The organism is Anabaena azotica FACHB-119, assembly GCF_014697625.1.
In the GTDB taxonomy this organism is placed as follows: domain Bacteria; phylum Cyanobacteriota; class Cyanobacteriia; order Cyanobacteriales; family Nostocaceae; genus Trichormus; species Trichormus azoticus_A.
The window spans coordinates 62,197-77,956 of the sequence record NZ_JACJSG010000031.1; the positions used below are offsets into that span (position 1 = coordinate 62,197).

Genomic DNA, 15,760 nt, shown 5'->3' on the forward strand with positions numbered 1-15,760 from the left:
TTTGATTTCTGGAAATCTGCTATCCTTCTATTATCTGTGTGTTTCTACTATGAAATCACTGAATTGGAAACGTGGTTTAAAAATGTTCGTTGCTGGTGCAGCATTGTCTTTATTTGTGGTAAACACTGGGGGTGAAGCATTAGCAAAGACCAACCCACAAAAACTTGCCAAAACTATTGAGACTTTGCAAAAATCTGATCAGCGTTGGATTCAAGTAGACCTTTCCCAGCAAAGATTAACTGCTTGGCAAGGTAGAAAACCTGTGTATGCGATCGCCATTTCCTCTGGTAAAACATCCACACCTACGCCCATTGGTACTTTCAGAATTCAATCAAAGCATAAGTCTACGCGGATGCGAGGTAGAGGCTATGATCTGCCCAACGTTCCCTATGCCATGTTTTACAGTGGTAACTACGGTATTCACGGCGCATATTGGCATAAAAGATTTGGTACACCCGTAAGTAGAGGCTGCGTCAACCTTGCCCCTAATCATGCTAAATGGCTGTTTAACTGGGCATCTTTAGGAACACCAGTTGTGGTTCAGAGATAGTAAAATAGCAAGGGACAGCCTGAAAAGCTGTTTACTATTAAAGTCAGCACTTAGAGTCCATTTATAAAGTAAATATTAAGTAAAGGAGGCAAAAAGCGGCGTGGATACACCTAGAGCTTTATTGTCGTTGTTTTACGCCTATGTAAGGATTTGAGCGTTGGCGAAATTAGGAATTAGCCGTAAAAGCACCACCAAATACGGTGCGTTAAGCGCTGCTTTAACAAGTTTCGCTAGTGGTGTGTTTTCCCAAGCACCGACCAACGGCTAGGATGCAAGTTATGTATGGCATTGATACTCCGTCCAACCCTCTGCTAATGTAATTGGGGATAATAATTGTGGGGGTATGGACGGACAAGTTGATCCCACTGATTCTTGGTGGCTGTAGGTAAAATGTTATGCCCAACTGGTGATTGAACGGATAGCACATGGGGTTGATGCAGTCAAACAGTTCCCTCAGCAATGATGAGCGTTGGGCGTGATGATGGCGATTGATGAGCAACAGCCGCAGATGTTTGAGTAGTTGACTGCACAGGCTCCCGATTGGGTGACGTGGATGGGGTGATACTGATCCATAACTATCTTCCAAGACTCAAACTTTATACCACACTACTCAATTGCGGCTTGCTAGAGTGTAAATTTTTGTGGCAGTTTTAGGCAGAGACATCAACTGCTGCTAAATCCGGCTATCGATAAAAGCTAGTATTTGTTACGTTTAGTACGTATACTTAAAAAATACTTGACATACATCTATCTTAAGATATAGTTAACTTAGCCTATATAGATTGATAACTAATGGTTTTTATCAGTATGATAAGTAAATTTATACTGTCTATCCTCATTGTCAGCTTATAGGTGTACATTATTAAACTAAAAAGCATAAGACTAACTTCATAAGTATCTATCTACTTGTGTGGATAGTAGTTGTGCTGGCTGCACCGCAGATATTGAGTTGCTTTGTTTGCAACATGATGTTTTTTGGCTACAAATCTCCACCTGTACTACTTTGAATCAGACTTATTAACATTTTGCTCTGGGAAATAGTCTTTAGAAGTCGCCTGAGTTTAAAACAGTGGTTCCAGCTTGTGCAAGCGATACCCCCGATGGAACCTGAACTTCTTCTGGATACAGTGCTTTTTGCAAAAGAGCGATCGCGCACGGATTCGATGACAGCTAGAGTTGGAATTTGCTCGGTTTGAGTCATTGTAGAACTGGCTTTGATCAACCTCTAATGTTTATGGAGATAGCAGTAGTTAACGTTAGGACTATCAGGATTAGTTACTCATGACAAATAATTAAATTTGTCCTATGAAAACACATATTAGATTAAAATTACGCAAAAGTTTGCCAATCGAAGGTATTCCTCATTGGGTGGATTTTTTGCCAGTTGGGGTGACTGCACCTAGCAGTATTCATCCTCATATCGATGCTGTATTAGCTAAATACAATATTTCTGTTTGGGTGACTAGGGAATATCAGTTCAGTGGTAGCGGATGGAATCAAGAAGAATTAGAAAGTGGAATTAATCGTGTATATCGGTTGATTATTCAGAAAAATATTCCCATTCCTCCAGCAGCAATCGAGGAAATTTCTATACTCCCTATTGTACAAACTGTAGAGATTGGTCAAATTGGTGATTCTAACTTGCCAGATATATATGTTGGGCAGATGAGCTTAACCGATACTTGTTATGCTCGACAAGCAATTGGTTTAGATATTGCTCACCAGTTCTTTACTCGTGGCGATCCGAGAATTACTATTGCAGTTCTTGATACTGGGGTTGAGTTAGATCATCCTGAATTAACAGATTCTTTGCTGCCAGGATTTGACTTTGTTCATATTATTGATGGGGCTGGACAATTTATCGGCAAGCACTTGGGTTGCAATCACCATCCTGATGATGAAGTTGACTATGAAACTCATGTAAGTTGCAATCACCATCCTGCTGATGAAGTTGGTCATGGGACTCATGTAACAGGTATTATTGCAGCTAAGGGAACAGCGACTCCTGTCGGTGTTGTGCCACAGTGTCGAATTTTACCTATAAGAGTATTGGGAACAATGAAGTCTGGTAATAGACTGATAGGAGCCGGGTTAATTGATAACATTAATGCTGGTTTGAAATGGGCGATTGACCAAGGTGCGGATGTAATTAATATGAGCCTGGGAATTAAGCACTCAGGTGGCGAATTTCCCCATAAAGAAATTGTGGATTATGCTCAACGTAAAGATGTAACTATTATTGCTGCATCAGGCAACGATGGCCGAGAGGAGTTGTACTATCCTGGTGCTTTCCCTTATGTAATTACTGTTGGTGCAGTTGACGAACGTGGGGAAATTGCCAACTTTTCTACCTACGGTAAAGTTGATATTGCAGCGCCAGGAACAAACATTTTTAGCACTTATGTCGGTAAAAAATCTGCTTTTTCAACAGGAACTTCCCATGCAGCTCCGTTTGTTGCTGGGGCAGTGGCGATGCTCAAATCTTACGCATTGCAAAAATGGAAACATCGGCTATCTGATAGTCAAGTCAAGCATATTTTGCAACATACGGCTGATAGGATTGACACTAAATTTAAGCATCAAAGATCCGGTTTTGGTAGGTTGAATTTGCCAGATGCTTTACGAATGCTTAATTACAAACTTAGTTAATGGAGCTTTACAATGCAATCAAAACTTACTAATCAAAATGATAACGATGAAACTACCAATTTCTTGAAGAAGTTACTTGAAACTGATGAAAAACCACGTTCAATAGTTCCGCCTCCTTCTCCTACTGCATCTTTAGAAAAACAGAGATGCTGCATAATTACTGAAGGAATTTTTACTGTAGCTGCTGATTCCATAACAGGAACTTATTTCCAAAATCTTTCAGGAAAAGAACTAGGAATAAAATTCAAAGCTTCAGGGTGCTGGAAACATAAAGCAAGTGGTTATGAGTGTGATGCAAGAGGTAATTCTCATGAAAAGGCTGGCGAAGGTTATTTAGTTTCAGGATACCAAACAAATTGTTTAGTTATTCAATCACCCAGGGGTATGTCACCCATGAGAAAGCCAGAAGCTTTTTTAGATATTGAAAAGGAAATTCACTTAAAGCCAATGGAAATAATTACTTTTATTCGTAACGAGCAACCACATTTTTATCAAAAATGGACAGGTAAACTCATAATTGAGTGGTCTTTAGTGTGTCTGAAATCCAATTAAATCAGACATGAAAATAATGAAGTGTATTCAATAAAAAATATTGAGAGGAGAAAATAATGCTTGTTAATTATAATTCTAATAATGGATTGTCCTTGAGACTCATAAAACCTTTTGAAGATATAGATCAGATAGCTGTTGAAGCTTTGAATAAAACACAAAAAGAGTTAGAAGCCGAGCATCCTAAATCACAAGATTTTATTAATAAAAAACCGGGGTTAACCTCAGATGCTATTCAAGTTGTAGATATTCTTAATAGAAAAAATAATCTAGATAGTATTAATCGCTTTTTACTTTCTAGCGATGTTATTTATGTGGCTATGGTTAGACTAGCTAAAGAGGAAGATAATGTATCTGATGTACCATCTCTTTGCACTTCAGTTTTAAACAAAGTTGCACAACAACCAAGAAGAAAATTTCTGGCTTATATAGCAGCAGATGTTTTTAAGAAAAAATTAATTTGCATCACTCAAATTAATACTGAAAGTAAGCAAAAGCGATTAAAAGAATTACTCCTTAGTGAAAATCTTTGCATTTCTATTAATCAGGGGGAATTAATTCCTTCATTTATGAAGTTGTTTGAAACTTTTTTAAGAGAGGGAGATATCCCTTTTTATGTAGATGGATTTTTAGATAAATATGATACTTCTAATGCCTCTAATCGACTTAGGATTAAACGTACAGTAATTGAAGAATTAATCAAGTTAAATGCTTTTACTGAAGAAAGTATAAAGCAGCATTTGCCTACGATTTATAATGAAGCAAAAAAGCTTGCTAAACCTAGCAATACTAACGACCCCCTCAAGATTTTATCTGGGAGTAGTGCAAGTTCTAAGTTGAACTTCTCTGTCAATCGTTTTGATGAAATAGAACAAGAACATCAAGAGATTGTAAAAGCAAATATCCAAGCAGCAGGAATGCTTGATTATGTTTATTATTTTGATTGCCATTTCCATGTTTTTGATGTTGCTAATCTCTTAGTTATAAGATGGGCAAGTGGAACATTAGATATTCCTGAAGGTAAGACGGCTGAAAAACTTTATCGCTTCCATAAACTACGGGATGACCGCAATAGCCCAGAAGAAAGAGCTATGTTGTATAAGCGAGTACTCAACAAAGGAGATGGGCAATTACTTCAGAATATGGTAGTTAATGAAGCCTTCCCTATTTACTGGGAGCAATTGATGTCTGAAATGCTTCAGTACATTCAAAAGTCAGAAAATAAATCTCATTTGGACTCATTAAATAACAATGCAGTCTCCAGAACTCGGCTTTATCAATTAACTAGAAATTTACAGCAAAATCTGACTGAACACATGACAGGTATGGCACATTTGCAGGTTCAAGAAGATTATGCCCATTTAAAAGATGCTTTAGATATTATTGGTAGTGAAGAAATTCGTAACTACTTTGGTGGTCGTCGCCAAACTTTATGGGACATTATCGAACGAGTTGTTAAAGAAGGATTGGGTATTCCTATACCAACAGAAGCGATTAAAACTCTAGCAATTGATGGAAATAGGATTTTTGAATGGATTGCAGAGTTTGATGAAAGGGCAGTTACGAATGAGCAGTTCAATGAATTTCGCAAAGCAGTAGAAGCTTGGATAATTGCTAATGCTTCCTTACACTCTAACTTACTTTCCTTGAAATCTCTCCCCCTGCCATCTACATCTCATAACGGCAAAGGATTAGCTGGTGCTGATTCTGTTGGTAACGATTTTGATGATTGGTAAATTTGGATAAAAATTATGGAAATTTATTAAGTTCAAACATAGGAAGAGTAGCAATGCCGACGAATCAAGAATTAGAAGCACAAGCCCGCCAACAAGCACGCGAAGTGTTAAGTAAACAGCCAAATTTTAGTCAACTAGATCGCGACCAACAGTTTGAACAATACAAAAGTTTAGTTACTACTATCTATAACCAATTGCTTGAGCAAGAACGAGCTAAAGAAATACAAAGCCTGGATGGACAATTAATTGCCCAACAAAGCGTTTCTGAAGCAATGGCGGCCGGGGATATGATTAATGACAACCGTCATCTGAATCGGCGAATTGATGAACAGGGACAAATAGCCGGTAATGTACTGCGACAAGTTAATTTTCCTCAGTTTGTTAAAGATTTGCTGAAGTCTGTTTTTGATGCTAACCTCCAGGTGACACAAGACCAGATTAATTCTTATGTAAAGTTAGTTGAAGAACTAAATAAACCAATTTCTGATTTGATAAAGAATATCAATGATGAATCTGCCAAGTTGTTTTTAGCTGAGAAGTTCAGCGATAAATACCAGCTTTTAGGTAATCGCCGCCGTCGCTCTAGAGGTGGTGAGGCAGGCAATAGCGAACAGAATAGTAATGAGATGCAACTGGTCGCGAAAGATGGAAGTAAGCTGGACAAAGCAGAACTTGAGGGTGCGATCGCTCAGGCTAAGTTAGATATTGCGCGGCAGAATCAACGCTTGCTAGAAGAAATGCTGTTGATGGGTGTGAACCGTATGGTTGTAGAGAACGGCAAAATTAAAGCTTCTGTCGATTTCAAGATTACCGCAACAGAAGATATTAACAGGTATGATGAAGCCGGTGAAAACGACCAGAAATCACAAAGTAGAACTGATAACGTTGGTGGTGGTGTTTCATTTCTTTCTATGTTCGGAGTCAAACTTAACGCTGGGACTCAAACGACTAATACCCACACTAATATTGCGATTTCAACGGCTGATACAAACAGTACTTCTACAACAGAATCATCTACTACGGTGAAAGGGTCAGTAGAAATTAATTTTAAATCCGACTACTTTAAACTTGATAATTTTAAAGAGATTTTACAACCATCAGGACAGCGAAATCAAGGTCAAAGATCGCCAGGAGGGAGCAGCACTGATGGTCAAGCACCACAAGCGGCTGAAGCTGCTAGTTAATGGAGTTTTAGGCGATGGCATTAGCGTTTCTTCAATTTCAAGATAGTGATGAAGTTCACAATCGCTTTCAAGTCGATATTGGTGCGAACAAGTTTTATTTCTATACCATTGGGGACGGAGAATTACTTCATGCTAAAGGGCTGACATTAATCAAAAATCCTAAATATACTTCCCCTTTAATTAATTATCTGCCAGAAAGTAATTTGGGATGGACTGTTCTGGAAGTACCCAAGAAAGAATTTGATCGCAAAAATCGATTTATTCAAATCACTTCTTTTAGAACTGAAAACCAAGATGGGCCTGCCGTTTCTGACATTGTGGAAGTATTGGCAACTAACCCCCCTAGTAATGATGACTTACCTGTTATGTCCTCTAACGAGGCTGTTGTGATGGAAACACCGACTGATTATTATCAACCAACAAATCCGCCCATTGTAGAAAGCGTGTCTTTTGCTTATCAAGAACAGCCTCCTGTCAGCGAGGCGATGTTTTTGGGTACGTTAGCTAGTGTAGTCTCAGGAGTGGCTAGCAAACTTTTACCTACAGTCACCAAAGCTTTGCCCCATATTCTCCCGGCTGTTGGTAGTCTTTTAGGTGGGGGGTCTAGCAATGGTAGTTCAGTAGCCCAGACAAATGGTGCTGGTAATGGAACGGCTATTTTAGCTAAATTGCTTTCTGACCAAGAAACAATCAAGCAATTGACAATCTTATTGCAGAACAAAGCCAAGAAATCTAAAAGTGATGATTCTGTAGCTGATATTTTGGCTAAATTGCTCCAACAAGCTGCCCAAGTTGCTCAGGGAAAATCAGCTGATGCAGATAGCGAAACCGCAGGGGCGATAAGCCTGGGTATTAGCCAGCAACAGGGGTTAGTTGATGTAGTCAGAGCGTTTACCGTTGAGTCAGGGAGTACATGGGAGGATGCTAACCATCCTTTGTTACAAACTTTCTCAGCTATGACCAATTTAATGCTAGAAAGCCCTAAATTACTGTCAGTGGCGGCTTCATTAGATAGTGGTTCAGATGTCCATTACAGTACCCGCCATTTCAGTCAGGGGTTAGCCGCGCCGACCCAAGTACCGGATTTTGAGCGGGTGGATGGGGTGCGGTTGCAATTTGCCAATATCAGACCGCAGATGATTCGCGGACGGACGAAGGCGCTGTATCGCTGCGACCAAGATGTGGCTTTTCCTTTAAATGTGGATACGCCTCGGACAATTAGCAGGGGAGAACTGCACCTGTTAGTTACCAATGCAACGACTTTGGAAATTTTAATTGAGGATAGATATCAGGTTGAGAATGTCACCTCTGGCAGGTTAGCGGCAGTACCGAGACTGAGTTGGCGGCAGTTGTCCAGGCTGAAGCCGAATGAAGATTATATTGTTTCTGTGGCTTTGGTGTGGGTGGGGAAATCGAAAACCAGTCACGCCCACAAGCGGCTGGGCATCAATGCGACGCAATTGGTTAATTTTACCAGAGAATATTGCTTTGACCGCATGGGTAATGCTGGGGAGGTGATTCCCCTCAACGATGTGGAACAGCACCGGGGTTACTGGCACAAGGTTTGGCACGGCAACTTTACGGGAAATATGCGGCGGATAACCTGGGATTGCAAGTATTACTTTGCCCTGGAACCAGAACGCAACAGCAACGCCAGGATGGAAACGGTGAGTATTGTTGATGACCAAGATTCTACCCGCCAATCCGGGCGGATGAAAACAGGGTTAATTCTGAGTCCTTATGAGTTGAACGATTTAATCGGGCAAATTTCCAGCTATCCCCAACTGGAGGAAGCAGAATTAGCGGCGCTGATGTCTTCGGAATTTAAGGATAGTTTTAGTCAGGTGGCACAGAATAAAGTGCAATTTGAAGGACATCGGGGGGATGCGGTGGCGCTGTGGGTGTACCCGGAAATGAAGTTGCAGCAAGTGGTGCTGAAAAAAGTGGAACAGACCGATGGGAATGGTCAGGTGATGCAATTGTCTGAGCGATCGGTTTATTTTCCAGTTCCTAGTGTGGCTCACTTTATTGGAGTGGGGGCGTAAAGCTACATAAATAATTTTTTATTTCAGGGAAAAAGTTTAAGTCAAAAAGGAGAAAAAAGATGCAACAAAGAGATGGAACTTTAGCAAGGTTTTTAGAAAATGAAAGTCAAAATATAGCACAATGGAAGACTTTCAATTCTTTTAAGATCGATGATTGGAGAGTAAAAACAATATTTAATTATTTCAAATCGGATCAGTGTCAAATTGATAAGCAAACACAAAAGAATATCATTGAAACTACTATTACTGATGATAAAAAACACTATAAAATAATGAACGTTGGTGAAGCAGTAAAAATGATTGAGAAGGCTGATAATGGTATGCTAAAAGTTGGAATTAAGCAATATCCAGCAACAATAACAAACAAAAATGATTTCTTTACTGCTGAGTTTCGTGAAAAACACATTAGTGCTGAACTACGAAACCAATCCAAAAATCAGAACATAGCAATATATCGAAATAGGTCGGTATCTCAAAACACCTTAATTATCGATTCTCAAGCGGGTTCTAACAGACTAAATCAAGAATTAGAGAACAGGCAAAAAGAATATGAATTAGTTTATTTGTTCCTTCAAGAAAAAGCCAGAACTTGCAAGACTACTATTGAGTCAGTAGTATTCACTTCACAACAAATGATAGAAGTAATTTCAGTTAATAAAACTAATATAAAAGAGCAAATACAACAACATAATACTAATTCTTATAAAACATATATTAGATACTCTGTGCAAAAAACAGGTAATCATTTTTATGTAAATCACTTTGATGGAGAGGTAGCAGGAATTAATCAGGAGAAGCCAAATTTTACTAAGTTAGTTCCATCACTAGAAGTTAACCAACCAAAAATTTACCAAGGTACCTTCTTTAAAATGGATAATTATAATTTGCCTGAGCTTGAGTTTCATATTAATGTCGCTCAGTCTCAAAGTTTTTTCCGAATCCAACCTGTAGGATTCAACTACACCTTCTCAGACGAACCCATCCTCCTCAACGGTATGAAAGTCCTCTTCGACAACCCCACACCAACCACCTCCGTCACCCTACAACCCAAGCAAAGGGGAACAAACAATGGACGCTGAAACAGTGGCAAACAACAACATCCTCGCCCCCCTAGCCCAGGTCATCGACCAATTGGTAGACTACGGCGACCCCCTAGAAGACCCAATCACCGGACAGGCACTCAAAATTAGCGAAGTCAAAGTCGCCATGCCTCTAGAATTGCGGGTGGAAACCAAAGCAGCCGCACAAGTAGCTCTCAAAGCCTCCGCACCCACGCAAAAAACCGAGACAACAATCATGCCCGTGTTTCATCGCCTAACATTGCGGATTTTGACACTCCTCGCTCTAAAGAGACGTTCGCGTTAGCGTCCCGGAGGGAGGATTCTTGCTTCATCCGTCCTCTCTAGAAATCTGAATACTAGTATTCAACTTTCTCCGTTTGGATACGTCCACAAGCTCACACGGACTGCCCGACCGCGTTTGAAAAGGTTTTTAATTTTTGCGTTTACTCCCACATTTGTACAAGATGCGCGGATTTATACTACCAGGGTTCCGGATCAGGAGCAGTCCGCTTGACCTACTTCGTCTTTTATTTGTGCGCTTTACCGCCATTAGTTATACTACCACAAAAGCCGCCCTAGAAGGGCGGGGCTTTAAACCCAGTTTTTCGGTAATTAACGATGGTGACTCCTAAAAATCGCCCCTGGAATTTAAATTCCTTCCTCGAATCCCTAATTGAGGAACTAGACAACGCTCACCAGATGCTGTCAGTAAAAGGACTCAATCGCAAACTCAGTTACATGGTGCAAGATGTCGCCTTAGATTTGCAATTGTTTCCTGAATTTGACGGCGATAAAGTGTATTTCACCACTGCTAAACCAGGAGAAACCGGAGCCTCAAAAATCACAGTTAAACTAGGTTCCATCCGCGACCATCAAATTCTAGAAATGGCAGAACTAGAATACGATGATGGATTCCACATAGATCGAGTGCAATTGCCAGAACCTACTAAAAAAGAACTGAGAAAACTGGGTATTACATCTGTCCCCGATCTGCGGGAGACAATTGAAAATCGCAAAGTTAAACTTGACCCAATCTTGCACAATTCCGTCGATTACCAGCAATTAGCCGCAGCAGTTAATAAGTTTTATCGCGGACAGCGATCGCCAACCGTTGCTAAAGCGAGTTTGAGCAAAGCTCATGGTAAGACAGCAATTACTTTACAAGGTGAAAATTTAGCCGATATTCCCCAATCCATACAAAATTTAGCAACAGCACAATCCCTAAATCAATTTCCCTTCGCTACATTAGACGGGGAAAAAGTCGCGGTGATTTCTGCTAATGCTCACGAATTGAAACTGCAAGTGGAGGAAAACCAAATTAAGGGAAAAGTTCAACAGCTAAAAGTTGCTCTAGACCCTTATGCCATTATCTCTATCAATCTGAAAATCTGAACCTTGCTTTTATGCCAGACTTCGATGTTAGCAGCGATCGCCTCCCAGCACTCCCCCAAGAGTCGCTAAAGGAGTCATGCCCATCTCAGTCTCATAGCAGCTACTTGTTTCCCTGTCGGGGAAATAACCGACTCCTAGCCCTAGAAGCTGAGTTACGCCAAAAACGACAGGCTATTAGAGATAGTATTGGGGTTGACTCTTCCCCAACTCCTCCCGTACAAGGAGAGCGACTTTCCGGCTCCCCCACTTACCCCCGGAATGGATTTGACCCCTCCCCAACCCCTCCCCTGCAAGGAGAGGGGCTTTCCGACTCCCCCTTCCCTGGGAGGGAAGGGGGCTGGGGGGTTAGGTCTGCCGATAGACAAAATTTCTCCCCCGCACCACCAACAAATCTACCTCATTACCAGCCAAGAGGACGCAATCGCTGGTTGGAATTGGAAAGGGAATTGCAGGCTCGTCGCCAAAGTAACATTTTGCCATCAGGTGTTCAGTCTTCCATTCCCCCACCTCCTAGCCCCAAACCCACCATCCAAAGACAGGTTTTCGACGATAACGAACCGATTCACCTGCAATATCCTTCCAGCAGTTTTCCCCGCGCCGACCCTCCTATTGGCAATAACGCTCCTTTCCCTCAAGAAGTTGCTACTGTTAGCGATACCAGGGAAGTAGCTAAATCCCTAGACGAAGGCAAATCGGCAGCGATACCTTCTGTCAACTTCACTACTAGACATTTGGCGGATGCTGACCAGCCTTCTCCAGACAAACAACCGCCCCCAGTAGTACCAGATACGAGCAAACCCTCTCTTCCCAAATCGCCCACCTTGGAGGAATTAGCTACCGCATTACTAGAAATTATTAACCAGCAAAACCGCCCACCAGTTGAAGTTACCACCAGTTCCACCAATCTTTCACCCCCCCAGCCAGAGATAAATGCTAATTCAGGCAACACTGTTAGTCAACAAATGGGTTTCAATATGCCCTATGCTACAGAGTTTGACTTGGGAACAATGGAATTGGAACAACTGTTTGATACCTTTGACCGGGAAATCGAACAGACAGAACCAGCCAAGGTTGTTGATTTAGAACAGCGATTTGAGGAATTTGATCGCGCTTTGGATGCCTAGCAGTCAGACAGCTTTGTATCTGCTGAGATGGTGTTGATAGCAAATAAAACTATTCAAAAAACTATTAAAACTTGAAGAAATTAAAAACTTTAATTGAGGTGCTGTGATGGTGAAATCTAACAAAAAACCTAATCGCCTAGCTGAATTAGCAAAAGGACTGCAAGAGCAAACAGTGCAGGAACAGCATTCTTCAATATCTGAGCCACAACAAACCTCTACATCTGCGGGATTATTTAGACTGGCTGAACGGCTAGTGGGGCAAAGTCAGGCGCAACCCCAAGCATCCCATTCTCAATCTAGTCAAGTGCCATCTTCTGCCAAGACTAGTAAATTGTTTGCACTAGACCGACAGTTAGGCAACAAGTCAAACCAGCCAGATTCACAACTGCAACCTCAGCCTGAAGTCTCTCAAGCTCAATCTTTTGATCGGAACGAGGCAATTGTAGTACAGACTAGAGATCGAGAAACGGCAGCAGCTTTTGATGAGAATGAGCCAATTGTCTTGGCATCTCCCTATGAAGAAACAGCCGCAGCTTTTGATGAAAATGAGCCAATTGTCTTGGCATCTCCAGACCAAGAACCTAATGTGTCAGAATTGTCTACTGCTCAAGCTGTCCAACCTTTACCTCTTGGCAGCTATCTCTTAGAGAGTTTAAAAAATCCTCACCCACCTTTTACCGTTGAGCCATTTCAATCATTTTCACCTGCTCTTTCCCTAGCTGTTGACAATCAGTTTGGGATTGAAACTGTCTCTTTCGCTTCACAATCAACCCAATCAGAGCAAACATCAGCCCAACCTCTATCCCCTCCCTTAACTCAGACTCAAGTTACCGAGCTAGAACCTGCTGCTTCTGTATCTGTGAGACAAGTTGCTCCACCTCTAGAGCCTTTCCGTCCTGATGAGGATGAGATAAAAGAAGCTATGCCGGATGCGATCGCTCAACAACCCGTTACGCCAGACAGCGAAGAGCCACAACCGCCAATGGATGCTAAAGCTTTGGCAATGGAACTACTGAATATACTTCAGGCTAAACAGGCTAGTCAGGCACAAAACCGATCCCCTGCGGCTGTTTTGGGGCTAGAAATCCAAGATGTGATGCCATCAAATATCCCTAGCGAAACTGTTACAGAACCTCAAACTGTTTCAGCTACAGTGATTTCATCTTTTGATGAGTTAGACAAACGCCTGGAAGTAGAAAAGCAACAGGAAGAGGCGATTTCTTCAGCACAAGGGGTAACTAAACCACCGCTCAAACCTGCTATTGTCACTGTCGGTTCCTCCTTCGATGAACTAGATCGAGGTATAGAAAAGCAACAGGAAGAGGCGATCTCCCAAACACAACCCGTTACTGTACCTGTGCTTCCTTTGTTCGACGAGTTAGACAAACGTCTGGAAACAGAGAAGCAAAAAGCAGAAGCGATTTCTTCAGCACAAGGGGTAACAGAACCAGAAGCTAAACCCATCTCTGTTACAGTCCTACCTTCATTTGATGAGTTAGACAAACGCCTAGAAGCAAAAAGGCAACGAGAAAAGGTGAGCAAGCATCAACAAGTGCTAACCGAGTCAGCCGTCAAAACTGTTACTGTTACTGTAATTCCCTCATTCGATGAGCTAGACAAACGCCTGGAAACTGAGCAGCAGGAAAGCATTCCGGTAGTTACGCCTAACTCAGAAAGCAATTTTACTGCTCAATTGGCAGTAGAACCAACACAGGAATTACCACAATTAAACTCCTCCCCGGAAAATACTTTAGCAGAGGCTCAAACGAAAGTTGAAACAGTGGAAAGCCAAGCAGTTGCAATAAAAACTGATAACGAATCTAGTTCACTGTGGGAAGTGTTTGATGATTTAGATCGCCGATTAGATGCACCAGAGCCAGAACAGAGCAATCCCCAATCTGCGGTAATAAATACTACATCACTTACCACTGAATCGTTAAGCAATTCTTTAGAACTGGTCAAAACTGAACCTAATGAAAATTTAGCCCTAATGGCTGGAACAGGGAATCAAGAGCAGTTTACTCTTGATGTTTATGTAACAAATGAATCTTTAGGGATTCCTATTAGAAGAGTCAAAGTAACCCTAAATCAAAAAGAATTGCAAGTGGCTCAAGCCGCAGAACAAGAAGCAGGACACTATATTTTTAAACAAGTAGAGCCAGACAAGTATTCTTTACAAGTTAAAGTGTCTGATAAGCCTCTAGCTTCGCTTCCAGTTGACATTCATTCCACACCTGACAGTCCCTTAAAGCTTGTTTTACCTGGACTTTACTGTTCACCTGACAAAGAATTGAAGGAAAGATTTCAAGAATTCATTTCCTGGTATCTAGAAGAAAATGATTCTAATGGGGAGGAACAAAGAGCTACTTATATTCTTAACATACCAAATTTTTATAACCAAGAATCAGAAAAATTCTCAATAAAATGGTCGGGTGGTAAAATAGCCTTTTCTTCAGAGCGTGAAAACAAAGGTGACAGATGTTTTGAAGCTACTATTGATGAAAGTGGTGGTTCATTAGAGAAACAAGGTGGATTTATTCACCAGATATATAGTTTGGGAAGTGGTTATCCGCCAGTCAAAAGTTATATAACCAGATTTATCAGCATTTGTAGTATTTTCAAGACACCCCTAATTGGATTAAATGATCATACATCTTTTAGGTTAGGAAATCATATACTATACCGTCGCATTACTGATTGCTTTGCTTACGGACAACCTTATTATGCACAATTTGATTTTCGACCGGTTACAAAAAGTGTAACAAACGCAGAGAAGACTGAACTTGTCTTAATAGAGAAACCAGAGTTTACATTAAAAGATTATTATGAGGCTTGTGCTAGTGTTAAAAATATAAAGACTCCTCAGTTAAAAGAAATGATTGCTGCATATAATCATCTCCAAGCGCATTTAAATATAATGCAAGAAGCTAACCCTTGCAGAGATACTGAAACCGTTGGGCATTGGTGGAGAGCATTACATCCAGAAAAGAATCAAATAGTGAGGAAAGAAAAAGAAATTCAAGAAGCAATGTTCAAATTTTATCAAGCAATATTTACATTAGAAGGATGTGAAACCAATCACTTACCTAGTGATTGGACGGAGTGCGTAAAAATATTATCTATACAACAGTTTACTCGAACTCCATTAAATACAGCTAAGTTTGTTAGTTAGTCTAAATTTTGATTTAGAGTATCTTGTAAATTGTTTGTTGGATTAAATTTAATTTTCTAGATTTTAGACCATCAAATCTCTGATTTGCTGTGGTGTTTTAGCATCTAATCATCCGCCATTTTGTACAAAATTAATGCCGATATTTTGATTCTTGAATTCTTTTTTTAATGCTGAATTCAGGGCAATATTGCATTGTTTAAAATTTAAATTTCCACAAAAATTAAATGTAAACTTTTGTATCAATTTTTCTGAATTAAATATATAGTTACTAAGATATTGATGACCATTCACCTATTAA

The 15,760-nt window shown here is 40.6% G+C and carries 12 protein-coding genes; all 12 read left to right on the forward strand.

From position 1 onward, the window contains the following. The first annotated feature begins 49 nt into the window (after positions 1-49). The 12 genes from H6G83_RS21570 (at position 50) to H6G83_RS21625 (ending at position 15,462) form a co-directional block, all read left to right on the forward strand. Positions 50-550: a L,D-transpeptidase gene (locus H6G83_RS21570; protein ID WP_190476023.1), complete on the forward strand. Its 501-nt coding sequence runs from the start codon at positions 50-52 to the stop codon at positions 548-550. A 1,305-nt stretch (positions 551-1,855) separates the two neighbouring features. Beyond that, positions 1,856-3,199 (forward strand): S8 family peptidase, encoded by a 1,344-nt coding sequence (locus tag H6G83_RS21575; RefSeq protein ID WP_190476024.1) that lies wholly within the window; start codon positions 1,856-1,858, stop codon positions 3,197-3,199. 12 nt (positions 3,200-3,211) lie between these two features. Next, entirely contained in the window at positions 3,212-3,751 is a 540-nt protein-coding gene (locus H6G83_RS21580) for a hypothetical protein (RefSeq protein WP_190476025.1), read from the forward strand. A gap of 56 nt (positions 3,752-3,807) precedes the next feature. Beyond that, the gene (locus tag H6G83_RS21585; RefSeq protein ID WP_190476026.1) at positions 3,808-5,484 is read left to right on the forward strand and encodes a hypothetical protein; all 1,677 of its coding nucleotides are present in this window, start codon (positions 3,808-3,810) and stop codon (positions 5,482-5,484) included. Positions 5,485-5,537: 53 nt separating this feature from the next. Next, complete coding sequence (locus tag H6G83_RS21590; protein WP_190476027.1) at positions 5,538-6,668, forward strand: hypothetical protein; 1,131 nt, start codon at positions 5,538-5,540, stop codon at positions 6,666-6,668. Between the two features lie 14 nt (positions 6,669-6,682). Further along, positions 6,683-8,713, forward strand: a complete 2,031-nt coding sequence (locus H6G83_RS21595) for a hypothetical protein (RefSeq protein ID WP_190476028.1) — start codon at positions 6,683-6,685, stop codon at positions 8,711-8,713. A gap of 59 nt (positions 8,714-8,772) precedes the next feature. Next, complete coding sequence (locus H6G83_RS21600; RefSeq protein ID WP_190476029.1) at positions 8,773-9,792, forward strand: hypothetical protein; 1,020 nt, start codon at positions 8,773-8,775, stop codon at positions 9,790-9,792. Beyond that, positions 9,782-10,078: a hypothetical protein gene (locus H6G83_RS21605; RefSeq protein WP_190476030.1), complete on the forward strand. Its 297-nt coding sequence runs from the start codon at positions 9,782-9,784 to the stop codon at positions 10,076-10,078. Before H6G83_RS21600 ends, H6G83_RS21605 begins: the two co-directional genes overlap by 11 nt. 160 nt (positions 10,079-10,238) lie before the next feature. After that, a complete protein-coding gene (locus H6G83_RS21610; protein ID WP_190476031.1) occupies positions 10,239-10,406 on the forward strand; it encodes a hypothetical protein in 168 nt (55 codons plus the stop codon). Next, positions 10,393-11,166, forward strand: coding sequence for a hypothetical protein (locus H6G83_RS21615; protein WP_190476032.1), 774 nt, complete (start codon positions 10,393-10,395; stop codon positions 11,164-11,166). The genes H6G83_RS21610 and H6G83_RS21615 overlap by 14 nt, the downstream gene beginning before the upstream one ends. Before the next feature lie 11 nt (positions 11,167-11,177). Continuing rightward, on the forward strand, positions 11,178-12,290 hold the full coding sequence (locus tag H6G83_RS21620; protein ID WP_190476033.1) for a hypothetical protein: 1,113 nt from the start codon (positions 11,178-11,180) through the stop codon (positions 12,288-12,290). A 106-nt stretch (positions 12,291-12,396) separates the two neighbouring features. After that, complete coding sequence (locus H6G83_RS21625) at positions 12,397-15,462, forward strand: hypothetical protein (protein ID WP_190476034.1); 3,066 nt, start codon at positions 12,397-12,399, stop codon at positions 15,460-15,462. Positions 15,463-15,760 lie beyond the last annotated feature (298 nt).